Genomic DNA, 23462 nt, shown 5'->3' with positions numbered 1-23462 from the left:
CCGATCTCATCGCAATCCTAATTGTAAAAATTACTTTTTTTAATAAACCGCAGAAGCGCACCTGAACGTAGAGAAAAGAAAGAGAAGATTATACAAATCATTTGGGATTGTTATAGTACGGAAAATAACACACAAAAGTTACGGTTTTATACACTATTTGAAGTGGAATAGTGCATATATTAAAAGAGTCAGCTTTAGAGATAAAACTCTGTCCTGACTGTTAAACTTTGAATGAGAGCATCAAGAAGCTAATGACTAAAATCGTAGATGCCAACTGGGAAAGAGTGAATCCCACTTCTGTCATTACTGGTAATGGAAACAACGAAAATTTAGAACAAGCCATTCTAGAAGCTATTGAGCAAGCCCGTACAGCTTGTGAATTGAAAGGAAATAGTTCAACTGAATGTGCTGTAGCTTGGGATATTGTTGAAGAGTTGCAAGCAGAGAAATCTCATAGGTTAGCAGCACATCGCAAAACTGCTTTAGAGGAATATTGCGATCGCAACCCAAATGCGATTGAATGTTTAATTTATGATGTCTAAATTTATAGGTTGCTGTATTCACAGTCACTCCCATTAAAAGTTCCGCCTGAATTACTAAATATTCAGGCGGTTTTTATTGTATAAAGATTCTTAGATGATTTATAGTATTAATTCGTAGTAGTACTTCATCGCATATCTATAGCGAAGACAGCACAACGACTAACAATAAATCTCATCCCAAGCTTCCAGCACTGTGTTGATACAATTGAATCATTTCTTTTTCTGTCAATTTATAGACATTATTTAGTTGCCAACCAACAGACTCTAGAGCGCCGGTACAGTAATCACAATTTCGGGTTAGAATGACCAAAGGGGCTGACACAAAAGTTGTACAGTGTCTAATTATGTAAAATTATGTAAAGTATTTCTCATTTAAGGGGAGTAGGTTGAAACTCATGCAACCACCCTTGTGCTACTTACCAGTGGAGTTATCAAACGCGGAGCGGGCGATCGTTAATCATATCAAACGTGCCAAACTGTTCCTAGTCATGCAGCAAGTGCATCACAAATTCTTTGGTTGAATTTCACGTTAGAGTTAGTCAACAACTTTGATGATAGTCCGTGCAGATCAACAGCCAAAACCACCTGAATTCAGAGCAGATAAAATAGTTAAAACGCTTTTTTTGCTTAAGTTTTGGGGAAACGTGTTCGGCTTGGCGCTTGGATAGTTCACACGCTGTGTCCTTGGGCAGTGGCTTGGTCTACTAAACGCGCCCAAACATGAAGATTATGAACGACAGCAGTGCGTCGTAGATCAAACAAGTTTTTGCGTAATCCAATATAACGAGCACGGTTCCGTTGCCAATGTCCCAGATGTGCTAAAGAATGCTCCACCGCCACGCGCTCACGCAGTCTTGCTCGCCCTACTTTACTTAATTGACGCTGCCGAAATTCCTGTAATAACTGCTCTTCCGGATGGATGGAAACACTTCGTCCACGTGGATTTGTCGTACAGCCTGCTTGTCTTGGACAACTTGCACAAGCGGTTTTGGGAAATTGTACCTTGGCTCCTACCTGAAACGGTAAAGTGATTTGATTTGGACAAGTGATCTTTTGCTCCTCCCAATCCAAGACAAATGATGTTTTGGGAAAGCGTCCATCGCGATTCCGGACTGGCCAAGCTTTGCAGTAAACATTTAACTCTTCGCTTCGGTGACGTACTAATTTGCTACTGAGATAAGCACGGTCAATCTGCAACTCCACTAATGTCACGTCTTGAGCTTTAAGGTCATTACTAATGGCATCACTTACCCAAGCTTCTGGAACATTAGCTGGAGTCAAACCCACAGCCCGCACTATTCCAATATCTAAATCGGTAAGGACATGACGTTTATAACCATCAAAACGTTGATGGCGACTTTTACGCCCGTGACGCATTGTCGGGTCTTCGACACTGATTCGTCTATTCTTGGCTACCCCACGCCGCAGTTGTGGTGTCCCATTTGCGGTGAGTTCCACATCCTGAGATTCAACCTGTCGTGCCACTTTCAGATTCTGTTCGATACTATCGGCAACACCTAGTTGATGATTTTGCTCCAGCCAATTTTCCACTTCTTGGAGGGCAACAAGCAACTTGGACAAAGCACTAGAGCGTTCTTCTGGATTGTCCCAATCTATATCCAGTGCAGCTTTCACACTTGCACCACTGATAAATTCTGCTCCCAATTCAGCCGCTATCACCGTCAGCTCCCGCCCCTGCTGACGGGCTATCACGCTGATTGCCTTTTTCAGAGCGTGACCCAACAGATTATAAGTATCCTCTACTTTTGCTGCTCCCCATAATGGCGATGAATCGAGTGCTGCTCGTAAATTTTTGGCTCCAAAACCACTTGTCTGTTTTGCTAATTCCACCGTGCGTTCAATCAGCCGTCGGTCTAATCGCCGCTTTATTAGTTGAGCGCGAAACCGCACCAGCGTTGGTTTACTAAATGGTGGTTCTTCACAGTCCAGACAATTCAGTACTAACTGCCAGCGCCTATCCATCAACATCGACTCAATGGCCTCGTCATCACTCGCTCCGGTGTATGCTTGCAGAATGGTTGCCAATGCTAGGGGTGCTGGCGGTATCGGTGGTTGACCTCTGGGGCTATCATCATAGATTTTTGCCAACTCTGTTTGGAATTCATCATCAAATAATTGATGACGTACTTGCCGTAAGAAAATGAACAGCTTAGCACGTTTGATACGATTAACGATCGCCTGCTCCGCCTTTGATAACTCCACTGGCGGGTGCCATAAGGGTGGTTGCATGAGTTTAAACCTGTTCCCCTGAAATGAGAAATACTTTACACAACTTTACTTAATTGGACACTGCACAACTCTTGTATCAGCCCCTTTAGTCATCCTAACCCGAAATTGTGATTACTGTACCGGCGCTCTAGTAAGGCAATTACATCGTCAGGGCTAGCGTTACATCGGGCAGGTTGGGAAAACCAATCTTGTTGATCTGAGCGCAAAAATGCTCTTGAGTACATCTGGTGTCATCGGCACTAAATCTTCTCCCACTCTCATTAGGTAGGCTCCATCAAATGCCAATGGTTGTCCGACAGGACGGGTTGGCACTTCAAAAACCAACACTCGTCCATCAGGATGCTCCAATTCTGTAACATCTACCCGAAATCTGATATTTGAATTTCTTTTTCATATTGTGCGATAAGCCGGGTACGGCTTGCGCTTCGCGATCGCTTCTTCAATAATTTCATTACTAACATCGGAAACATCGGATTTGGAATAAATAGTAGCAAAGATGATTGCTTGAGTAGTTTTCATATAATAAATGACTCGATAGCCTCCACTTTTTCCTTTTTGAATGTTGCTATTTTTGAGACGAACTTTGAAAACCTGATATTTCACTCCAGCAATTCTGTCTCCAGGAATTTCACCTGCTTGCAGTTGCTCAATTCACGGTTGGAGATTGCTACGAATTGAACGATAACGTTTAGCCAGTTCTCGAAGAGCCCTTTTAAACCGAGGAGTCAGATTTATGGGCAAGGTTTAAGATTCCGACGTTGTGGGTTGACGGGTGGTGTCAGAGATGTTTTATGAGATTTGGGGAGATGGTGCAGTGGCAAAAATCTGTATAAATATAATTGTAAAAATTTAGTAATACTAGTAATTTCTTAAAACTAAGAGTGATATTAACTTTCATACTCCAAGTATTGTTTAGCCCATTCTTTAGCCTTTGCTTGATACTGCTGATTTACCTCATTAATGTATCTTGCGGCAATTTTACGCATATTGTTCTTATCCGGAGCGGATTTAACGAATTCTTTAAAAGAACCATTCCCTTTCAAAAATAATTCAATTGCAGATCTTAATTGAACATCATCTAATGTACACAGCTCATAGTGTAAGTAAGCAACTGTTGGTATTGGAAAATTAGTATCTTCAACTTGATTTACCATTACCCCTACATTACTAAAACAAAACTCTTTAAATCCTATCAAGTTTACAGTATCAAGATGCCCTTTCAGCAGTAGCATTCCCAATGCGATTTTCTCTAAATCTTCAGGACATGATGCTAACCATAAGGAGGGGAATCCCTTCCCCTCCTTGATATCTCTTAAATATCTACTAGCATGTTCTGGAGATGGAATTGCCTGCTGTTGTGTTCCTGCTTTCCACATGGCAAGGCTTTTCACACCCCTGTAATACAATATTTCACTCACACCTTATAATGACTCCAAGTATTCACGTACAAATATACTCTCTTCATTTTTAAGCAAATTTTTGGCTTCTGCAAGTATTTCTTCTGCTATTGGCACTTCACCCAAAGCAAAACTTATCGCCTCTAATGCTGAATATCTGACTTCGGCTTCTGGATGTTTTAATAAAATCTTAATCATTGAAGCCGCATCTTGCGAATATAACTTACTTTCTAAAAGAGCGGCAAGAAGCCGTGCGATCGCTTGTAGACGAAACAAATCTAGCCTTGCTATCACTTGATGCAGTATTTTAATGTCTTCTTTTGACAAAGCTGCATGACCTTCAATTAGTGCATCTCGAATTTCTTCAACTCTGTCTTCAAAGTCACAAGTATCTGTACTGGAAAACAGATACATAAACGTACTGTATTTCCACATTATTGACTCTAATCTATGTAGAGTAGCAGTTCTTGCTGTCTTTACTATTTTATAGTGTTCAGGACTACTACCACTACTGGATGTAGGATTTAAATACTGACCACTCTTGGGAGCAAGTAATGTACTCATTGAAAAAGCTCCTTTGTTTTTTCTGTAATACTCTTAAAAAATATATCTTCTCTAAAACCTTTTAGATTCACTTCAAAGATTTTTCCTATTTCTTCATCATCAGGATCGAGATTAACTTCTTGAAAAACATCAATATCAAATATTAAAGGATAAGCTTTCTTACTTTCTTGATTTTCAAGCATCTGACCAATTGTTTGATTAATAATTGCTCTAGATGGCTGATATTGCGTATGACTTAAAACCAATTGCATAAAGTAGCCTTCAATTACTACTGATAAATCACTTGGCATTTCTGGTAATGTTTTTATATATTGTTTTAATTCTATTCCTCCTTCTCCCGTTAGGGGTATATTTATTTGATTTACATAGCGTAAACCAAGACGCACTACTTTTAAAGGGGACGTAATTTCAACATATTTTTGCCATAGTTGATATGCTTCTCCATAAAAATCTTGCCAGCTTTGATAAGGTTTCAATTTACTAAACGTAAATCCCTGTAACTTAGCTTGAATTATTTTTTCTTTGTCATTAGAAATAAAAATATATCCTTCCGGTTGATTGGACATTGAAAATAACCGAGGATTTATTTCTTCCGGCTTTTCTAAATTTAATTCAAAACCTCCTTGAAGCGCTATTTTCTTTTGAATATTCGGGAAAGATTCTTTTATATCTTCTTGAAAAATCAAAAGCTCTTCATAATGAAAATCATCACGAAGATTGACTGTTATATCAAAAATAGCTTCAGTTATGGGTGGATTAGGAAATCTCATGTTTCATTAATTTAGAAACCGTTAAAAACGTATGGCTAAAATTTTAGTAGCCATAATATAGTCTACATGACTTTAACGTTATTTTCCGTATCATAGCTGTATACTACATCAAACCTTTATAAGTATTTGTGGTTCTACCCCACAAACACTTGTAACTTTATCTCCTTTCCTCCCAATCAGGCCAATCAGCAGATATAAAGCACTTAAACAGCTTGCCGTAGTTGGGTACGAGCAAATGTACTAGTTTGCGAACAGTTTTATCGATCCAGGAAACCATATTAATTATTAGTAAAACATATATGACCAAAACTGGAGAAAATACACGTTTACGTTATTAATCTGGTGCGTCTACATTGAAAAACATTATGCTACTCCAAATCTGTAGATATGCTTCAATACTCAGTCAAACTGCTACTACACTATTTAAAGTATAGATGAATACCTATACTTAGCTGATTCATCCCGTATTTATGCAACGCCAATTTGTCAAGTGGTCAAATAATTTGGCAATCGACAGGTGGGTTGAAAGAAATATCACTGCAATTTACAGGGGTACGTTCTGCGGTTTCAACACCCCTCCCAGCTAGAGGCGGGTTGAAAGATTCTCTCTTGCTGACATAAATGTAGTAATAACCTTGTTTCAACATCCCTCCCAGTTAGAGCTACGGTGTACACACAAGTCGAGTTGAGAATTAAATGGACGGAAAAGAACGGAAAATGATTTTTTGAAATCCTTGATTTTCGTTCAATTTCTGCCAATAAGCTAACACTATTGAGAATCAAGAGGCTCAACTCAAAACCTTACCTACTAAGGTTTTTATCTGACCAGGCAAGGATTTTAGGACTTGTGTGTACACCGTAGCCCAGTTAGAGGCGGGTTGAAAACTACACACCAACCAGAAGAAGTTGTTGATAAGCAAAATAATTTATATTTAAAAAAAGGTGGGTTGAAAGGCGCACTTCGTTCGGGAAATCCCGAACGAAAGCACTGGCAATAAATAAGGACTATGATTTTAATAGTTCCTAATGCCGATTGATTCTCATCATTAACTGATTTGTCAACACGGACATTAATTTGGCAAGACGGACACCAATTTGTCAACGCGGACAAATAATTTGGCAATCGACACCTAAAAATCGGGATGACTGGATTCGAACCAGCGACCCCTTCGTCCCGAACGAAGTGCGCTACCAAGCTGCGCTACATCCCGGCAATAAAATGCCACTTTAAGTATATCACAGCAACTGAAGAAATGACAAAACCAGATTGAAAAATTACGTGCATGGGGTTAGGGGTCTGGAGGGAGGGTTCATAGCATGACGACCCGCTATGATGAGCGATAAGCTGGGTACAGTTTGCGCTAAGAGCGATAAGCTCGGTACAGCTTGCGCCGAAGCGATAAGCGAAGCTTAACGGAGGACAGCCGTATCGCAACTCATAAACCTTGCTACCATAAGTTGTGTATATCTAGAGTGGTAGAAACGACTGTGACTGTAAAGCCAGACTGGTTGCGGGTAAAAGCGCCTCAATGGGAGCGCGTTGGTAACGTTAAAGAAATTTTGCGGGATTTAGCCCTCAATACGGTTTGTGAGGAAGCGTCCTGTCCGAACATTGGGGAGTGCTTTAATGCTGGTACAGCCACATTTTTAATTATGGGACCAGCTTGCACCCGTGCCTGTCCCTATTGCGATATTGACTTTGAGAAAAAACCCAAACCTCTAGACCCTACAGAATCAGCTCGACTGGCGGAAGCAGTACGGCGGATGAAACTCAATCATGTGGTCATCACCTCTGTTAACAGAGACGATCTCCCTGATGGTGGCGCTTCGCAGTTTGTCCGTTGTATTGAAGCCATCCGCACTGTTTCTCCCCACACGACCATTGAAGTCTTAATCCCAGACTTGTGCGGACATTGGGAAGCACTAGAGTTAATTCTTCAAGCACAACCGGAAGTTCTCAATCACAACACAGAAACAGTTCCTCGTTTGTATCGTCGCGTGCGTCCCCAAGGAAACTACGAACGGACAGTAGAATTGCTACAACGTTCTCGCACTTATGCACCTTGGGTTTACACCAAATCCGGGATTATGGTGGGTTTGGGTGAAACAGATGAAGAGATTCGCCAAGTGATGCAGGATTTACGGGCTGTGGATTGCGATATTTTAACAATTGGGCAATATCTCCAACCTTCTCAAAAACACCTACAAGTGTCTCAATTTATCACCCCAGAGCAATTTGATTCTTGGAAAACTTTTGGTGAAGAACTGGGATTTTTACAAGTAGTTTCTTCACCATTGACAAGAAGTTCTTACCATGCTGAACAGGTAAGAGAACTTATGGCGCAGTATCCAAGGGAAAGGAAGTAGGGAGTAGGGAGTAGGGGGTAGAGTATATGGTGGGCAATGCCCACCTAACCAGCAATCAACCCTTTGGATTCGCCAGTCCCCAGGGCGTGGGAAACCCTCCTCCAGCACTGGTCTCACCATTAGCAATTAGCCATTAGCAATTAGCCATTAGCAATTAGCCATTAGCAATTAGCCATTAACAAATGACAAAGTCTGTTGCCATTTTGGGTGCGGGTGCTTGGGGGACAGTCCTTGCTACTCTGGCCAAAGCAAACGTTCATGAGGTACGCCTGTGGTCGCGACAGGGTGGTGAGACCTTAGCACGGACCGTCCAAGATGCCGATATTATTGTTTCTGCTGTTTCTATGAAGGGTGTGAGAGATGTGACCTCTTCACTCCAGTCTTCTCTTGTTTCACCAAACACTATTTTTGTCACGGCGACGAAGGGCTTAGACCCAAAAACTACCTGCACACCTTCGCAAATTTGGCAAGAAACTTTCCCTCACAATCCTGTTGTTGTTCTCTCTGGTCCCAACTTATCTAAAGAAATCGAACAAGCATTGCCAGCTGCAACGGTTGTCGCCAGTCAAAATATGGAGGCGGCTGAATCCGTGCAATCTATTTTCTCTTCTAACCGTTTCCGGGTTTATACCAATTCCGATCCTTTGGGTGTGGAATTGGGGGGAACTCTGAAAAATGTGATGGCGATCGCAGCCGGAGTTTGTGATGGTTTGCAATTAGGAACCAATGCCAAAGCTGCTTTAGTCACCCGAGGACTCACAGAAATGGTTCGTATTGGTACCCACTGGGGTGCAAAAATGGAAACTTTTTATGGTTTGTCGGGTTTGGGCGATCTGCTAGCAACTTGTAACAGTCATTTAAGTAGAAATTATCAAGTAGGGTATCAATTAGCTGGCAATAAAACACTTCCAGAAATTCTTGCCCATTTAGAAGGAACCGCAGAAGGAATTAACACGACTAACGTTTTGGTGGAACGAGCTAAGCAGCAAAATATCCCTATCCCAATTACCGAACAAGTTTATCGTTTGCTTGCTCAAGAACTCACACCCCGACAAGCATTGGAAGAGTTAATGTTGCGGAATGCAAAACCGGAATAGTTTAACTTCTAAACCACATAACTAATTTTTTGTGAAGAGGAAATTAGCAAATCTTCAGGAAACTACTTAAGCACTCATGTAGATATGACTATGAAAACAACCCTTAGGACTTTATACCGATATATGGCTATACTTAGCACCCAAAGTAAAAAAACCAAAATATTAAGGTTGAAATCCTAAACAAGGAACTTGCTTTCTCTAGTCCTGTTCTGAATTTTCATAGCTATTGATCGAAGGGAGAAGCTCAGTAACCGAGCCTTCGGAGGCACTGTGTCAAAAAAAACCAGTACAGGTTTTTTGAAAAAAAACCTAAAGGTCACCCTCAACCGTGTTATTTCTTCAAAAATCACGGGAACAATAGCAACAGTTAATTAGCTGACCTAAATCTGTTGTTACCTGGAGCCATTGAGACGAACTTTATGCCAGCAACATTTTCTTACGCAGATGCCACCTACGAGTCAAAACAGTCCAGCCCAGAGTTTGACGCCGATCTCACGGTTGACGAGAGTGAATTGCCGATAGAGGAACTCGAAGAATTGGAATTGGCTGTTTCTGACTCTGCAAGTCTTGGTACTAACCCGAACCGCCGCAGTACAGACTTAGTCCGTTTGTATCTTCAAGAAATTGGTCGGGTTCGCTTGTTAGGGCGCGATGAAGAAGTTTCGGAAGCTCAAAAAGTCCAGCGCTACTTGCGGATGCGAATACTCCTTGGCAAAGTTGCGAAGGAAGGAGACGCGATTATTACTCCTTATCTTCGGATTATTGAAGTTCAAGAGCGATTGGTATCAGCACTGGGACATCGTCCTTCTTTGGAACGGTGGGCGCGTGAGGCTGGTGTAGATGTGTTTGAACTCAAGCAAACGCTAGGGCTAGGAAAACGCCGTTGGGCTGAAGTTGCCAAAATCACAGTCGAAGAACTCGAGCAAATTCAGTTACAGGGTCTCCAAGCCAAAGAACACATGATCAAGGCAAACCTTCGCTTGGTCGTATCCGTTGCTAAAAAATATCAAAATCGCGGTTTGGAATTACTTGATTTAGTCCAAGAAGGAACTCTTGGCTTGGAAAGGGCAGTTGAGAAGTTTGACCCAACTAAGGGTTACCGCTTCAGCACCTATGCTTACTGGTGGATTCGTCAGGGTATTACTCGGGCGATCGCAACTTCTAGCCGCACTATCCGCTTACCGGTCCACATTACAGAAAAACTGAACAAAATCAAAAAAGCTCAGCGCAAAATTGCTCAAGAGAAAGGTCGTACCCCAACCTTAGAAGATTTGGCGCAAGAGCTAGAAATGACACCTACCCAAGTTAGAGAAGTTTTACTGCGAGTTCCTCGTTCCGTCTCTTTAGAAACCAAAGTTGGTAAGGACAAAGACACAGAGTTGGGAGAATTACTCGAAACTGACGGCGTTACTCCAGAACAGATGTTAATGCGAGAATCTTTACAAAAAGATTTGCAACATCTTCTAGCCGATCTCACCAGTCGCGAACGTGATGTAATTTTGATGCGCTTTGGTTTGTCAGACGGTCATCCCTACTCACTAGCAGAAATTGGACGTGCGCTCGATCTATCACGCGAACGAGTTCGCCAAATTGAATCCAAAGCCTTGCAGAAACTGCGTCAACCCAAGAGACGTAACATGATCCGCGACTACCTCGAATCCTTAACTTAGTGGTTGGTCATTAGTCCTGAGTCATTCGTAATATCAATGGTTACAATAGTAATACATAAAGGCAGAAGCTTCTTCTGCCCTCTAACGGGCACTTCTGCCTCCTTAAATGAACGAAGGACAAATGACTGTTTCTACATTTCTTAATAGGTTGTAGCACATCATTCTCATTTAAGCCAATTTAAACTTTTTATAACTCTTCTAGATGTCTTTCTAACGGGGATCGGCAATTAGTTAAATGCTCATTGGAGTTAAATTACCTATATGAGACCATTTAATAAATGTTCTCAATAAGCAAGTTTTATTGCAAATTACTCCGAACATTTGCTATATTCTCAATTAATGGGTTTTATTGAGAAAAATAGTTATGACTGTCTACTCAGCGACCTCACTCAAGGCAGAATTAAATGAACGCGGTTGGCGTTTGACACCCCAACGTGAAACAATTCTACACATTTTTCAAGACCTTCCGCAAGGAGAACATCTCAGTGCTGAAGATCTCTATGAAAGATTGGAAATCAAAGGAGAAGGGATTAGTCTATCGACCATTTATCGCACTCTCAAGTTAATGGCGCGTATGGGTATCCTGCGAGAGTTAGAACTTGGAGAAGGACACAAACATTACGAACTGAACCAGCCGTATCCCCACCACCACCATCACCTTATTTGTGTGAGGTGTAACACGACTATAGAGTTCAAGAACGATGCAATTTTAAAAGTGGGAGCAAAAACTGCCCAAAAAGAAGGCTTTCACTTGCTCGACTGTCAATTGACAATTCATGCGATCTGTCCCAAGTGCCAAAGGTCATTAATGCCCCTTTAGCACTCAGGAGATCGAATACGTTCCGGAATTCTAAATGACAGGCACAAGCATGAAGATCGGCAAACACCCGTAGCGGATGTTAAAAACGTCCGCTTCTCACATCACTCAAGCTAACACCGTAGAATTCTTGAGCGCGTTTAATCGCTTCCTTTGTCTCGTTTCCCATGACACCATTGAGATCGCCTTTGTAGAAACCCCGAGATTGCAATCGTCTCTGTATTTCCAAAGTATCAAAGTCACTCTTGGAACTAGGGCTAACCAAATCGTGCAATTTAGATCGAGTCGTAGGACCTGCAATACCACTAGCTGCTAAGTAATTATTGGCTTGAAATCTCTTAACAGCGTCTGCGGTATAAGGTCCAAAGTAACCGTTTGGCTCTCCCTGCAAATAGCCAGCCTTGATTAACTGCTCTTGTAGCACTCTGACAGCTTCTCCGCTATGGCCCAAGCGTAGTTTGTCTTGACTTATACCTTGCTTGGTAGTGTCTTCTCCGTAACCAACACCTGTTGGCGGTAGTCTTCTTTGCGTAGCTGGTCCTACAACACCGTCAACAGTTAACTTGTAAGCTTCTTGAAAACGTTTGACAGCATCTTCAGTAATAGGACCGTAAATTCCCGTTGAGTTACCGTAATAAAAACCAGCTACACGCAATCTTTCTTGCAAGCTTTTCACATCTTCACCTTCATCACCTCTTTGCAAGAGGTTCGGATCGCGACGCTTGTTAGCAACCGTTGTCTCACTAGAAGTTTGTTCTACTTGAGAGTTTTGAACACTGGGTTTTTTGGCTTGAGTATTCTGACTGCTGGGTTTTTTCGTGCTATCGTTCTCAACACTGGGTTTTTTGGCTTGGGTATTCTGGCTGCTGGGTTTTTTCGCTGTAGTACTCTCAACGCTAGGTTTTTGATTTTGGGAATTCTCTTGAGTGACTTCCCAACCATCTAACTTTTGTATAGTTACAGGTCCAGCAACACCAGTCACTTCTAGACCAGCAGCTTTTTGGAAGCGACGGACAGCCTGCTCTGTAGAAACATCATACACTTGCGTGATAGGAGCTTGATAAAAACCTGCTCTTTTTAATTCGCGTTGTAAATTTCTGACAGAAGGACCCTTATCACCTTGTTCCAATGCTAGAGCGCTGCTGTAAACATTTAGTACAGACAAAATAAGGGCAAGAGGTAACATATACTTCCATGCCTTACCAGAGAGACGGCTCCATTCAGGGACTGTTGCTTTGTCAAACAAACTGCTGACAGAGATAATTTCACTGTTCGTCAGATCTTCGTAGGCAGAAGCTGCATGCAGATACGCAAGATTCTCCATAATTTCTTTCTAAACCACCTATTTTTCTTTTATGGCTGCTTCGGCTTGATGGACTAAGTGTGTTAAATTTTCCAGTGTTGATATACTTACATCTTGCCATAAACCTTGCTGATACGCTTGTAAAGTTCAGTAATACGATACAGTTTTAGCCCTTATGCTTCGCTTATCGCACTCTAGCCTTCGATTAAGTTAAACTAAATTTTGTCCAAAAATCCGTTTCATGGCAGACTTGCGCTGCTAGTAAATTTTGCTCTTCTTATTTAGAGGTAGGGCATTGAGAAATGATGTCAGGATCTAGAGCGTCATCTCCTGGCATTACAATTAGAGTAGTACTATTATTACGTCGCACAATTTCCGGCACGACTTCTAAACCATAAGCCCAATCGGAAACTATGAGAGATGGAGTCTGTTCTAGAAAAATTATCCCTTCTGACTGAGGGTTCCATCCTCATAATTTGGCATTAATTACGATGCAGAATCCCTAATTATCGTTTTAAACTGTTGGCTAGGCTACAGTAGCCAATTTTCAAGCAACTGCCAATAACCCCTTTCGCGCCAGATTGTCAACAATGTCTAGTTCTTCTGATTTGAGCTTCTCTCGAACCCTACGTAATAGTACATTTGCTCGCCTTGGAGAATTGCTGTTGCAAATGGCTCAATCAGTGGGAAGGCCATCTCTCGTTCTTACAGAATCGGTGCTTGTGATGGTTAACTTACCCCTAGAATGGCAGGCGCAACGCTTTACCGTATTGGTGTCCCAACAGTTTAGTGCGCTTTTAATTGGAACTCATTTACAGGACGTGGGGGATAAGGAAAATTTGGCAAACGCTTCACTTTCCGCGTCACAGCCTCTTTCTTCCACAGCCTCTTCCTTATCTTATCCCAATGATGTTTTCCTCAATTGTTATTTGACATTTGATTTATCAGAAATTGTCTCTTTTCTTTCTAATTTGAAAGGTTTGTTTGACCAAAATTCTCAAACATATCAAACCCTGGAAGATTCCTGTCAAATTCCCATCACCAATGATGCTACATTGCAAAGTAAATTTACGTTTTTATTGTTGAAAGAGCTTTTGCCAGAGCCCAATCAATCGGAAACAGAATTCCCTGTAAATTACCCTTATGTTTCTGTCTGTCAACCCGTGGAAAAAGCCCTGCAAAAACAAATAGCTCAAGAGAAGTTATTAAATCAGGTAACCACTCAAATCCGAAAAAGTTTAGACTTACCAGTCATCATGTCTACAGCTGTTGCACAAGTCAGAGAATTTTTGGAATTAGATAGACTGGTGATATATAAATTTAAGCATTCCATTGCTAAGAATCAAGAGTTTACAATAACTAACCAACAAGACTCTCCTTTATCCCTCCCAAACTATGCCCCTTTTTTGACGCCTCATTCCTTAGAACAAGATTTACAAGACAAAGCAGGCTATGTTGTTTACGAAATTCGCGCTCATGATGCTATTCCATCAGTTTTGCATTATACGGAAAATAATTGTTTAACTCAAACGGAGCAATGTTGGGAAAAGTACAAACAAGGGTATACGTTATCTGTAGATGATGTGGAAAAAGTTTATGCTCTAGAAGAGTGTTTGTTAAATTTTTTACGGGATACTAAAGTCCGTGCCAAATTAGCCTCACCAATTATTTTTGAAGAGAAACTTTGGGGATTGCTTATTGCCCATCAATGCGATAGTCCCCGTGCTTGGACAGAAAGTGAAAAGATTTTGTTGACATCCGTAGCGGAACAATTAGCGATCGCAATCCATCAATCCGAGTTAATGCGTTCTCTGACAAAAGAAAAACAAAATTTGGAAGAACGTGTTATTGAGCGCACTGTTGCTTTACACGATGCTCTCGTCGCTGCAGAAGCTGCTAGCCGTTTAAGAAGCGAATTCCTCGCTACCATCAGTCACGAATTACTGACACCTTTAACTTACGTTATTGGGATGTCTTCCACTTTACTACGTTGGTCTTTTGGCGAGTTAACAAAGCGCCAACGGGATTATTTACAAACGATCCATGATAGCGGCGAGCATTTATTAGAGATGATTAACGATATTCTCGAACTCTCTCAGATAGAAGCAGGCAAAGCAGTATTAAATATAACAAGCTTTTCCTTAAGTGATGCAGCTGAATCTACAATTAATGGATTAAAAGAAAAAGCAACTATTAAAAGAGTCAATCTTAAACTCGATTTACAAATCAATGCAGAATGCGATCGCTTTACAGCTGATGCCAGAAGAATACAACAAATTCTGTGGAATCTGCTAACTAATGCTGTAAAATTTACCCATGAAGGAGGCAACGTTACATTACGCCTTTGGGTAGAAGACGAAAATGCTGTCTTTCAAGTAGAGGATACAGGTATTGGTATCCCAGAAGATCAATTATCACTCCTGTTTGAGAAATTCCACCAACTTGACACACCCTATCGGCGTCGTTATGGCGGTACTGGATTGGGCTTAGCATTAACCAAACAGCTTGTAGAACTTCATCGAGGTCGAATTGAAGTAGAATCTACCGTAGGTGTTGGTTCAATTTTTACTGTTTGGATACCACCAGTAGTTAGTGGTTAGTGAATGATAAAGAGCGCGAGGCTGATGTAGAAAAACCACTAACCACTAACCACCACTAACCACTTACGAATTATTTGCGTCTCTTAGTTCGCCCGGACGGACGGTGAACTGCTGCATTTGGTCACCCCGGATGACAGTCAATTGCAAGGGTTGGTTGACTCGGCTTTTTTCCACCAAGCTTTGTAACTGTTCGGCGGTGGTCACGTTTTGTTCGCCAATCTGAGTTATTACATCACCCCGACGCAAACCCGCAGATGCAGCAGGGCTGTTGGGTATGACTTGCATGACTAATACACCATTGACTTCCGGTACAGTCATAGTGGAATTGGGGTCGCGATTAAATTGTTGTGCCTGTTCTGGTGTCAAACTCACCATGCGAACACCGATGTATGGATGGGAGATTTTTTCACCACGGGTCAAAGCATCTTTAATTAACTTAGCTTTGTCAATGGGAATGGCAAACCCAATTCCTTGAGCATCAGCACGAATGGCAGTATTGATGCCGATAACTTCTCCTTGCTCGTTAACTAAGGGACCGCCAGAGTTACCGGGATTGATAGCGGCATCTGTTTGTATAAAGTCTAACCGCTTATCGGGGATACCAACTTGAGCGCTAGAGCGGTTAAGCGTGCTAATAATACCTAATGTTACAGTATTATCTAAGCCCAATGGGTTACCGACCGCTATTGCCCAATCCCCTACTTGCAAATCTTGAGAGTTACCTAAAGTTGCTACGGGGAGATTTGTCCCTTTAATTTTTACAACTGCCAAATCTGAGGGTTCATCTACCCCACGCACTTCTCCTTTGAGTTTGCGCCCGTCTTTTAGGGTGACGGTGACAGAATCAGCACCACTCACCACGTGAGCGTTGGTAAGAATTATACCATTAGAATCAATGATAAAACCAGAACCTTCACCTCTTTGTCGGTATTCTTGAGGCGCTCTGGAAAAATCGTCACCAAAAAATTCCCGGAAGAAAGGGTCCCCAAAAAAGGGGTCGGGAGCACGCATAGTGATAGTACGCTCTGTATCAATCCGTACAACTGCAGGTCCGACTTTATTGACAGCAGTACTCACAAAACTGCGAATGGCTGCTTTTTGAGATTCTACAGGAGGTGCGTTTTCTGGTGCGGCTTCTACTTCAGTAGTACTTGGTATGGTATTACTGACAAGAGACGACCGCCCTGGAATTGGCAGGTTAGGAAATGCCCACAAAGTTGTCAAAGTTAAGCCAACACTCAAGATTGCTACTAGAACATAGCTGGTTACTTGACGCAAAAGGGGTGAAAACCGTTGTTCTTCAGAAGATGATAATGACATATTAATTTCTGCTATCCCGCAAAACATGACTATCGTCTCTAAAACCATTATTACTGGGAAAAGGGTGTGTTGACCTTAGTAGGACTTACACACTCTACAAATCGATTTCCCTCTAAGTTTGCGTTTGTTCAAGGAGTTTCAGGTAAACATCCGATCTGTTGTCTTGCTATCAACTTTTCTATACCTTTGCGTAATCCCACTAGCCCAGTCAGTAGGTAACAATGAATATAAATTAAAACAGCTAATCTCATTCTTAATAAAATGACGGAGAGAAAGTTTTATGTCTATCTGGGTATTGGTAGCTCTAATTTCTTACCTTTTGGGAGCCTTGATTCAATGGACTGCTCTCAAGCAGCAGTTTCAGGAACTTGACGAATACACTAATTTTCCCATAGTTTGGATCGCCAAAGTTGTCTTAACAACTGGTTGTTTTTTGGAAGCTTTAGCTTGGCCTTTCGAGCTGCTTGACTCAGCAACTGCAACTGAGTAACCATTGCTACTGTTCCTGTAGAATAGTCCTGGCACAACTAGGAGCATCTAACGATGAAAGTGTGGGAAGTTCAATCTCGGGAAGGTCTTGATGCATTGACATTGGTTGATAGACCGGAACCCCAGCCTCAAGCGGGACAGATTCTTCTCAAAATACACGCTGCTTCACTCAATTATCGCGATTTGTTAACCGTTAAAGGGGCGTATGGCTCTAAACAAAAACTACCGCTTGTTCCGTTTTCTGATGGTGCGGGAGAGGTGGTTGCTGTTGGTGAGGGGGTAACTAGAGTTAAAGTTGGCGACAGGGTTGCCAGCATTTTCATGCAAACTTGGATAGATGGGGAATATTCAGCAGAAAAATCCCGTTCAGCATTAGGTGGTGCGATTGATGGTATCTTAGCTGAGTATGTTGTACTAGACCAAAATGGTGTCGTTCGTGTTCCAGATTTTCTGTCTTATGAGGAAGCAGCAACGCTACCCTGTGCTGCGGTAACTGCTTGGAATGCTCTTGTCACGGATGGCAAGTTAAAAGCTAGCGATACGATTTTGATACAAGGAACTGGGGGAGTTTCAATATTTGCGCTTCAGTTTGCTAAAGCAATGGGGGTCAAAGTTATTGCGACTTCAAGCAGCGATTGGAAGTTAGAAAAGTTGCGGCAATTGGGCGCTGCAGAAGTCGTGAATTATCAGACTGTACCAGACTGGGATGAAAGAGTTTGGGAAATCACGGGTAAACTTGGAGTTGATCGCATTATTGAAGTGGGTGGTGCGGGAACTTTCAATAAATCCCTCCGTGCTGTCCGTTATGGAGGACATATTAGTTTGATTGGAGTGCTTTCCGGGTTAAATGCTGATGTCAGTACAGTCTCGATTTTGCACAAAGGTATTTGCGTGCAAGGCATTTATGTAGGTAGTCGCGAGATGTTTGAGGCGATGAATCGAGCTATCTCCTTACATAATATCCAACCGATAATTGACCGAGAGCTCCCCTTTGAACAAGCACGGGAAGCTTTGGCGTATATGGAGAGTGGAGCGCATTTTGGCAAGATTGTCTTGCAGGTGTAAAAGATTTGCCAAATCTCTTGCAAGTCGAAGTCATTACGAGTATGATTTAAGAAGAGCAGTTAAAGACTGCAAACCACTTGCTCAAGGATTAAGTAGGAATACAACCAGCTATGGAACCCCTTGTTATAGGTGCGATCGCGAGTTTAGGCGCGGGACTCGCCACTGTTATTGGTGCCTTACCAATTTTACTACCAATAAATTTTACGCAAAGAGTGCAAGGAATCATGCTGGGGTTTGGAGGCGGAGTAATGTTGGCAGCAACATCCTTTTCACTAATCCTACCGGGTACTGAGTCTGCGGTTGCTCAAGGTTATCCCCAAGCAGGTGCAGCTTTGATTATGGCGACGGGTATTTTGCTCGGAGGCGTGTTTCTGCAATTAACACACAAATTATTGCCCCACGAACATTTTTTTAAAGGGCAAGAAAATGTTCGTTCCAATAACCTGAAACGAATTTGGTTGTTTATTGCTGCAATTACCATTCATAACTTTCCTGAAGGATTAGCAGTGGGAGTTAATTTTGGTAATAATAATATTAAAGATGGTATTCCTGTTGCCTTAGGCATTGGGTTGCAAAATATTCCGGAAGGCTTGGTAGTCGCATTATCTTTAGTTGCTGAGAAATATTCAGCAGGTTATGCTTTATGGATTTCACTGCTGACGGGTTTAGTTGAACCAATTGGTGGTGTAATTGGTGCCGGCGTGGTGAGTATCGCTAATTTTATCTTGCCTTGGGCAATGGCATTTGCAGCAGGTGCAATGTTGTTTGTAATTAGTGATGAAATCATTCCTGAATCTCATCGTAAAGGATTGGAGAAAGAAGGAACTATTGGTGTGATGCTGGGCTTTATCATCATGATGTTTTTGGATATTGCTTTGGGGTAGTTAGTTGTTGAATTACAACATTGAAATATGTCTGAAAGTCTTACTAATTACTAATGACAGCATTGACTCATTAACTTTAAGTGTACTAACTGATTGAAAAAGGAGCAAAATTATGAATCTTCTTCGTTTTGAGCACATAAATATTTCTTGTAAAGATCTACAAGCAACTCAAAAGTTCTATCAAACTCTATTCCCCGATTGGTATGTGCGTGCCGAAGGTGTATTTAATGGTAGGCACTGGATACATTTAGGTAACAATCAATTTTATCTGGCTCTTAATCATGAGGCCAATCAAGATCGCGTAAACTTACCTTACCAAAATATTGGTATCAATCATGTTGGTTTTGTGATTCAAGATGGAGAAGGTATGAAAAATTTGCTTGAGAAAGAAGGGATTGAATATTACACGCTAACAGCAGCCGAAACCAAGCATAGAATTTATGTTAACGATCCAGATGGCAATGAAATTGAATTGGTTGAATACCGCCCTGAGTATGCGTTGAAGTGATTGGCTAATTTTAGCGTGGCGTTGCGATTCTAGCGGCGCACCTGGGGTTTGCGGTGTTAACTTGGGCAAGATGATAGCGTTCTGTATTCATTGTTTTTGTGTTGATTGTGGATGGTAGGATGACAAACTTGTTAGCTGGTACAGAAGTAGAAGCACGCTCTTTGCGTTGGGAAGTAGTGAGTGCTACTCAGTTAGGACAACAAACTCTTTACAGGTTGCGTTGCTTGCAAGGAGAACTGCGAGGTACAGAATTTGATATTCTCCATCCTTTTGAATCTGTAGAGGCAGTTATTCGCGATTTGCGTCCCGATCGCGCTGCGCCTTTACCTAATTGGTTAGTTGATCATCAAGCTTTTCTCTTGGAGCAATCTTTGTCGGGTAATGCTCTCCTCGCCGTACAACCCGGTCGCTTACGTGTAGAAGCGTATCAATTGGTTCCTGTATTACGAGCAATTCGCATGAGTCGGGTACGGTTGCTTTTAGCGGATGGGGTTGGGTTGGGAAAAACTATTCAAGCTGGATTGATTATTACCGAATTGATGGCGCGACGGGTAGTGCATCGCATTCTAATTGTTTGTCCTGCTGGTCCATTGTTGGAACAGTGGAAGCTAGAAATGTCTGAACGCTTTGGTTTGCGTTTGGATGAGGTAAACCGAGGAAGGTTGGAAGAAATTCGTCGCAGTACGGAGTTGGGTGCAAATCCTTTTGATTATATTCCTTTGGCGATCGCGTCCATTGATTTTCTCAAGCAGGAAAAAATTCTGGAATCCTTGGAAAGAGCTAGTTACGACATGGTGGTGTTGGATGAAGCCCATCACTGTATGGACTTGGGCGCTATTGGGGAAAAAGAGGATTCTCAACGACGACGGTTGGCGGAGGTTTTAGCGCGGCGTTGCGATTCTTTGTTGTTACTGACTGCAACTCCTCATGATGGGAATGACCGTTCTTTTGCTTCTTTGTGTGAATTGTTAGATTTATCCTTAGTGGATGGGAGAGGAAATTTAAGGGGCGTTGGCTATCGCGATTGTGTTGTTCGTCGTCTGAAATCTCATATTCCCAATCGGTTTAAAAATCGCATTGTCGAACCAAAATCAGTTGTTGCTAATAATCAGGAACATCCCGATTATATAGCATTGCAACATGGGTTGTTGGAATTTTTAGCACCTGAGTTGCGGAGGGCTTTTCAGAAGAAGCGTTACAGTGATGTTTTGGCAGTTCTCTCAAAAGTTTTCAACAAGCAGCAAGAACTCACACCTGGTTGGGAGATGCGGGATTGAATGCAGAACAACGGTTACTAACAGAAGCAACAGAAGCCAGAGAAAAAGGAAACCGCAGTTCTGCTGTAGATTTATTTAGTTTTGTCCGCGATGGGATTTTGCTAGATGGGGGAGATTTTCAACCAACCAAACACCCAGAAATTTACATCATGCGTCTTCCCTCAGCTTGGAATTATGGGCTTGATGAGTTACCGGGATACGATCGCAATAGTCATTGTTTGCGGTTGACGACTAATATGGATGTGACTCGCGACGAACAAAATCGCCCTGTGGGTTTTTTAGGTCGCGCCCATCCTTTGGTAAGGCGTGCTGTGGATAGAGTAAGGAATTTATCCTTTGGCGGTGGCGATCGCAACACTCAAGATAGCCGTGTTAGTGTGGTGAAAGCTGATGTAGAGAAACCAACCTTGCTATTTACTTTTTTAGGTAGAGTTGCTAGCAATGCGGGATCGGAATTCGAGAAAGTGTTGGCGGTAAAAGTTGGGTCGGATGGGGAAACAGAGTTTTACGACCAAGCCCAAGATTGGCTTAGTTTAGCAGATCCGAAACAGGCGATAAGTACAAAAAATGTGTGGAAAAATTACTTTGAGTCATGTTGGGAAACTGCAACTCAGCAAGCGCAAGATGTCGCCCAAACGAATTGGTTATCTGTGGCGGAAGCATTTATCAAAGAACGCAAGCGCGAGTTAGAGATAGAAAAAGCCCGACAAACTGAGTGGTTGCAACAGCGCAGTCAAGAAATTACAGGGAACGTGGAAAATGCGGTGCAAAGGTCTGGGGAAAGGTCGAAAACCCTGGTAGGTAAGACGAGATACGGAATCCCTCTGCATCGGGTAGGACAGAGCGTAACTGCTTTGAGGTATTTAGAAGACGCAATTTGGAGTAGAGCATGATTAGGCACAGTAGCAATACTAGTGAATCTTGGAAGACGTTAGCGTGGAAGAAATTCCGGGCAAACCTTTTCCGCTTACAAAGAAGAGTGTTTAAAGCGGTTCGAGTTGGCGACAAGCGCAAAGCCCGTCAATTACAAAAGCTGATCCTAAAATCTCGTGCGGCTAGGTTTCTGGCAATTCGTCAAGTAACACAGCTAAACGCTGGTAAAAAGACACCGGGTATTGATGGTAAAACCGCCTTAACTCATGAGGAAAGATTCAGCCTCGAACTGCTATTAAGGCAGCTAAATTGGTATCACAAAAAGCTTAGGCAGATACCAATACCCAAGAAAGACGGCTCTATCAGATACCTAAAAATCCCCACTATCGCGGATAGAGCTTGGCAATGCCTAGCAAAATTCGCCCTAGAACCAGCACACGAAGCCACCTTCCACGCAAATAGCTACGGATTTAGAACAGGGCGCTCCGCCCATGATGCCCAGAAGCAGGTGTTCGATCATCTCAAATCAAAGTCCAACGGCATCAACAAGAGAATCCTTGAGCTAGATGTAGAAAAGTGCTTCGACCGGATTAATCACTCATCCATCATGTCGAACCTTATCGCCCCCCTAGGGCTAAAATTAGGGATATTCCGATGCCTCAAAGCCGGAATCAACCCCGAATTCCCTGAACAAGGTACCTGTCAAGGTGGGGTGGTGAGTCCACTACTAGCTAACATCGCCCTGAATGGAATCGAAGAAATACATAAATACCACGTCAACAGAGGACGCAAAATAACAGCAACTACCCTCGAAAAGGACATTGTGAACGCCTGTGTTCGATATGCCGATGACGCGGTATTCTTCCTACGACCAGAAGACGATGAAAAACAAATACTTGACAGTATTAGCCAATTCCTAGCAAAAAGAGGACTAAAGGTAAGTGAGAAAAAGACAAAGCTAACCGCCTCGACTTCAGGATTTGACTTTTTAGGCTGGCACTTCAAAGTACAGCAAAACGGCAAGTTTAGAAGCTCTCCCTCAGAGGAAAACTTCAAAGCATTCCGTAAGAAAGTCAAGAAAATTGTCAATAACTCGAATTATGGTGCTAACGAAAAAGCTAAGAAATTAGCCCCGATAGTCCGAGGATGGAGACAATACCACAAGTTCTGTAAAATGGACGGCTCTAAATTTAGCCTTTACTACGTACAATACAGAACCTACAAGGTATTCAACAAAGAAACCAAACAAGATTGCCTATCTAGCAAGAAACTGCTGGATAAAGCTTTCCCATCGGTTCCTTACTCCGAAAACCGCCACATTAAAGTCAAAAGAAATAAATCACCTTTTGATGGAGACTTAGTTTACTGGAGTGAACGCAACAGTAAGCTATATGACGGTATGACCTCAAGATTATTAAGGAAGCAAAGCCATACGTGTGGATACTGCGGTCACAAACTGACCTCAGAAGAAAAGGTAAATCTACATCATTTTGACGGCAATCATGGAAACTGGAAGGACTCAAACCTGACAGCAGTACACGAAAGCTGTCACGATTATCTCCACATGAAGCAAAAGGGGAAGGAGACTACGTTAATCACGCAAGTAGGTCTGGAAGTCACCGAAGAATACCTAGAAAATAATCCTCGGTGAAGGACAACCCGGTCTTAC

General features: G+C 42.1%; 20 protein-coding genes, 1 tRNA gene and 2 pseudogenes. 15 read left to right on the top strand and 8 right to left on the bottom strand.

The window, feature by feature from the left end:
* Window positions 1–251 precede the first annotated feature (251 nt).
* Both AB0756_RS03915 and AB0756_RS03910 read left to right on the top strand, forming a co-directional pair.
* Window positions 252–542 carry a Calvin cycle protein CP12 gene (locus AB0756_RS03915; RefSeq protein ID WP_038089276.1) on the top strand — a complete coding sequence of 97 codons (291 nt, stop codon included), beginning with the start codon at window positions 252–254 and terminating at the stop codon, window positions 540–542.
* Window positions 543–937: 395 nt separating this feature from the next.
* Window positions 938–1063, top strand: a complete 126-nt coding sequence (locus AB0756_RS03910; protein ID WP_272900038.1) for a hypothetical protein — start codon at window positions 938–940, stop codon at window positions 1061–1063.
* Between the two features lie 148 nt (window positions 1064–1211).
* On the opposite strand, the gene AB0756_RS03905 is transcribed toward AB0756_RS03910, so the two are convergent.
* From AB0756_RS03905 to AB0756_RS03885, 5 genes and pseudogenes are all read right to left on the bottom strand, one after another.
* Window positions 1212–2792, bottom strand: coding sequence for an IS1182 family transposase (locus tag AB0756_RS03905; RefSeq protein WP_038089278.1), 1581 nt, complete (start codon window positions 2790–2792; stop codon window positions 1212–1214).
* Window positions 2793–3182: 390 nt separating this feature from the next.
* Window positions 3183–3533: pseudogene (locus AB0756_RS03900) on the bottom strand (type II toxin-antitoxin system RelE/ParE family toxin).
* 146 nt (window positions 3534–3679) lie between these two features.
* Entirely contained in the window at window positions 3680–4183 is a 504-nt protein-coding gene (locus AB0756_RS03895; protein WP_408103980.1) for a hypothetical protein, read from the bottom strand.
* Between the two features lie 30 nt (window positions 4184–4213).
* Window positions 4214–4753 carry a hypothetical protein gene (locus tag AB0756_RS03890; RefSeq protein ID WP_038089281.1) on the bottom strand — a complete coding sequence of 180 codons (540 nt, stop codon included), beginning with the start codon at window positions 4751–4753 and terminating at the stop codon, window positions 4214–4216.
* Window positions 4750–5523: a TIGR04255 family protein gene (locus tag AB0756_RS03885; protein ID WP_038089283.1), complete on the bottom strand. Its 774-nt coding sequence runs from the start codon at window positions 5521–5523 to the stop codon at window positions 4750–4752. The genes AB0756_RS03890 and AB0756_RS03885 overlap by 4 nt, the downstream gene beginning before the upstream one ends.
* A 281-nt stretch (window positions 5524–5804) precedes the next feature.
* Between AB0756_RS03885 and AB0756_RS03880 the strand changes: the two are divergent.
* Window positions 5805–5961, top strand: a pseudogene (locus AB0756_RS03880) (IS1 family transposase); the annotation flags it as partial.
* Window positions 5962–6660: 699 nt separating this feature from the next.
* On the opposite strand, the gene AB0756_RS03875 reads toward AB0756_RS03880, so the two are convergent.
* Window positions 6661–6734 (bottom strand) — tRNA-Pro (locus tag AB0756_RS03875).
* A 262-nt stretch (window positions 6735–6996) separates the two neighbouring features.
* On the opposite strand from AB0756_RS03875, the gene lipA reads away from it, so the two are divergent.
* The 4 genes from lipA to AB0756_RS03855 all read left to right on the top strand — a co-directional run bounded on the left by lipA (window position 6997) and on the right by AB0756_RS03855 (window position 11477).
* Window positions 6997–7890 carry a lipoyl synthase gene (gene lipA / locus AB0756_RS03870; protein ID WP_272900040.1) on the top strand — a complete coding sequence of 298 codons (894 nt, stop codon included), beginning with the start codon at window positions 6997–6999 and terminating at the stop codon, window positions 7888–7890.
* 182 nt (window positions 7891–8072) lie between these two features.
* A complete protein-coding gene (locus AB0756_RS03865) occupies window positions 8073–8987 on the top strand; it encodes an NAD(P)H-dependent glycerol-3-phosphate dehydrogenase (protein WP_038089285.1) in 915 nt (304 codons plus the stop codon).
* Between the two features lie 419 nt (window positions 8988–9406).
* Window positions 9407–10657 (top strand): RNA polymerase sigma factor SigC, encoded by a 1251-nt coding sequence (sigC, locus tag AB0756_RS03860; protein WP_038089287.1) that lies wholly within the window; start codon window positions 9407–9409, stop codon window positions 10655–10657.
* Between the two features lie 364 nt (window positions 10658–11021).
* A complete protein-coding gene (locus AB0756_RS03855; RefSeq protein ID WP_038089289.1) occupies window positions 11022–11477 on the top strand; it encodes a Fur family transcriptional regulator in 456 nt (151 codons plus the stop codon).
* Between the two features lie 79 nt (window positions 11478–11556).
* Here AB0756_RS03855 and AB0756_RS03850 read toward each other — a convergent pair whose 3' ends face one another.
* Window positions 11557–12798, bottom strand: a complete 1242-nt coding sequence (locus AB0756_RS03850; protein ID WP_038089291.1) for a peptidoglycan-binding protein — start codon at window positions 12796–12798, stop codon at window positions 11557–11559.
* Between the two features lie 569 nt (window positions 12799–13367).
* Between AB0756_RS03850 and AB0756_RS03845 the strand changes: the two genes are divergently transcribed.
* Entirely contained in the window at window positions 13368–15377 is a 2010-nt protein-coding gene (locus AB0756_RS03845; RefSeq protein ID WP_038089293.1) for a GAF domain-containing sensor histidine kinase, read from the top strand.
* A 63-nt stretch (window positions 15378–15440) separates the two neighbouring features.
* Here AB0756_RS03845 and AB0756_RS03840 read toward each other — a convergent pair whose 3' ends face one another.
* Complete coding sequence (locus tag AB0756_RS03840) at window positions 15441–16697, bottom strand: HhoA/HhoB/HtrA family serine endopeptidase (protein ID WP_050046542.1); 1257 nt, start codon at window positions 16695–16697, stop codon at window positions 15441–15443.
* 280 nt (window positions 16698–16977) lie between these two features.
* Between AB0756_RS03840 and AB0756_RS03835 the strand changes: the two genes are divergently transcribed.
* From AB0756_RS03835 to AB0756_RS03805, 7 genes are all read left to right on the top strand, one after another.
* Window positions 16978–17187: a hypothetical protein gene (locus AB0756_RS03835; RefSeq protein WP_038089295.1), complete on the top strand. Its 210-nt coding sequence runs from the start codon at window positions 16978–16980 to the stop codon at window positions 17185–17187.
* A 53-nt stretch (window positions 17188–17240) separates the two neighbouring features.
* Window positions 17241–18251, top strand: a complete 1011-nt coding sequence (locus AB0756_RS03830) for a zinc-dependent alcohol dehydrogenase family protein (RefSeq protein ID WP_038089298.1) — start codon at window positions 17241–17243, stop codon at window positions 18249–18251.
* Window positions 18252–18361: 110 nt separating this feature from the next.
* Complete coding sequence (locus AB0756_RS03825) at window positions 18362–19135, top strand: ZIP family metal transporter (protein ID WP_038089301.1); 774 nt, start codon at window positions 18362–18364, stop codon at window positions 19133–19135.
* A 112-nt stretch (window positions 19136–19247) separates the two neighbouring features.
* The gene (locus tag AB0756_RS03820) at window positions 19248–19643 is read left to right on the top strand and encodes a VOC family protein (protein ID WP_038089304.1); all 396 of its coding nucleotides are present in this window, start codon (window positions 19248–19250) and stop codon (window positions 19641–19643) included.
* A gap of 119 nt (window positions 19644–19762) precedes the next feature.
* Complete coding sequence (locus tag AB0756_RS03815; protein WP_050046541.1) at window positions 19763–20920, top strand: DEAD/DEAH box helicase family protein; 1158 nt, start codon at window positions 19763–19765, stop codon at window positions 20918–20920.
* Complete coding sequence (locus AB0756_RS03810) at window positions 20917–21813, top strand: hypothetical protein (protein WP_050046540.1); 897 nt, start codon at window positions 20917–20919, stop codon at window positions 21811–21813. The genes AB0756_RS03815 and AB0756_RS03810 overlap by 4 nt, the downstream gene beginning before the upstream one ends.
* Window positions 21810–23444, top strand: coding sequence for a reverse transcriptase domain-containing protein (locus AB0756_RS03805; protein ID WP_082051857.1), 1635 nt, complete (start codon window positions 21810–21812; stop codon window positions 23442–23444). Before AB0756_RS03810 ends, AB0756_RS03805 begins: the two co-directional genes overlap by 4 nt.
* Window positions 23445–23462 lie beyond the last annotated feature (18 nt).

Origin of the sequence: Tolypothrix campylonemoides VB511288_2 (assembly GCF_045999855.1) — a bacterium.
Taxonomy (GTDB): Bacteria; Cyanobacteriota; Cyanobacteriia; order Cyanobacteriales; family Nostocaceae; genus Scytonema; species Scytonema bouteillei_A.
Note: the sequence above shows the minus strand (reverse complement) of the source record. Positions and strands in the feature narration are given on the sequence as shown.

Coding starts and splice junctions, on each gene's coding strand:
- AB0756_RS03915 (WP_038089276.1), top strand. CDS start 252: ATGACTAAAATCGTAGATGCCAACTGGGAAAGAGTGAATCCCACTTCT.
- AB0756_RS03805 (WP_082051857.1), top strand. CDS start 21,810: ATGATTAGGCACAGTAGCAATACTAGTGAATCTTGGAAGACGTTAGCG.
- AB0756_RS03815 (WP_050046541.1), top strand. CDS start 19,763: ATGACAAACTTGTTAGCTGGTACAGAAGTAGAAGCACGCTCTTTGCGT.
- AB0756_RS03830 (WP_038089298.1), top strand. CDS start 17,241: ATGAAAGTGTGGGAAGTTCAATCTCGGGAAGGTCTTGATGCATTGACA.
- AB0756_RS03865 (WP_038089285.1), top strand. CDS start 8,073: ATGACAAAGTCTGTTGCCATTTTGGGTGCGGGTGCTTGGGGGACAGTC.
- AB0756_RS03910 (WP_272900038.1), top strand. CDS start 938: ATGCAACCACCCTTGTGCTACTTACCAGTGGAGTTATCAAACGCGGAG.
- AB0756_RS03820 (WP_038089304.1), top strand. CDS start 19,248: ATGAATCTTCTTCGTTTTGAGCACATAAATATTTCTTGTAAAGATCTA.
- AB0756_RS03905 (WP_038089278.1), bottom strand. CDS start 2,792: ATGCAACCACCCTTATGGCACCCGCCAGTGGAGTTATCAAAGGCGGAG.
- AB0756_RS03840 (WP_050046542.1), bottom strand. CDS start 16,697: ATGTCATTATCATCTTCTGAAGAACAACGGTTTTCACCCCTTTTGCGT.
- AB0756_RS03825 (WP_038089301.1), top strand. CDS start 18,362: ATGGAACCCCTTGTTATAGGTGCGATCGCGAGTTTAGGCGCGGGACTC.
- AB0756_RS03885 (WP_038089283.1), bottom strand. CDS start 5,523: ATGAGATTTCCTAATCCACCCATAACTGAAGCTATTTTTGATATAACA.
- sigC (WP_038089287.1), top strand. CDS start 9,407: ATGCCAGCAACATTTTCTTACGCAGATGCCACCTACGAGTCAAAACAG.
- AB0756_RS03890 (WP_038089281.1), bottom strand. CDS start 4,753: ATGAGTACATTACTTGCTCCCAAGAGTGGTCAGTATTTAAATCCTACA.
- AB0756_RS03835 (WP_038089295.1), top strand. CDS start 16,978: ATGTCTATCTGGGTATTGGTAGCTCTAATTTCTTACCTTTTGGGAGCC.
- AB0756_RS03850 (WP_038089291.1), bottom strand. CDS start 12,798: ATGGAGAATCTTGCGTATCTGCATGCAGCTTCTGCCTACGAAGATCTG.
- AB0756_RS03855 (WP_038089289.1), top strand. CDS start 11,022: ATGACTGTCTACTCAGCGACCTCACTCAAGGCAGAATTAAATGAACGC.
- AB0756_RS03845 (WP_038089293.1), top strand. CDS start 13,368: ATGTCTAGTTCTTCTGATTTGAGCTTCTCTCGAACCCTACGTAATAGT.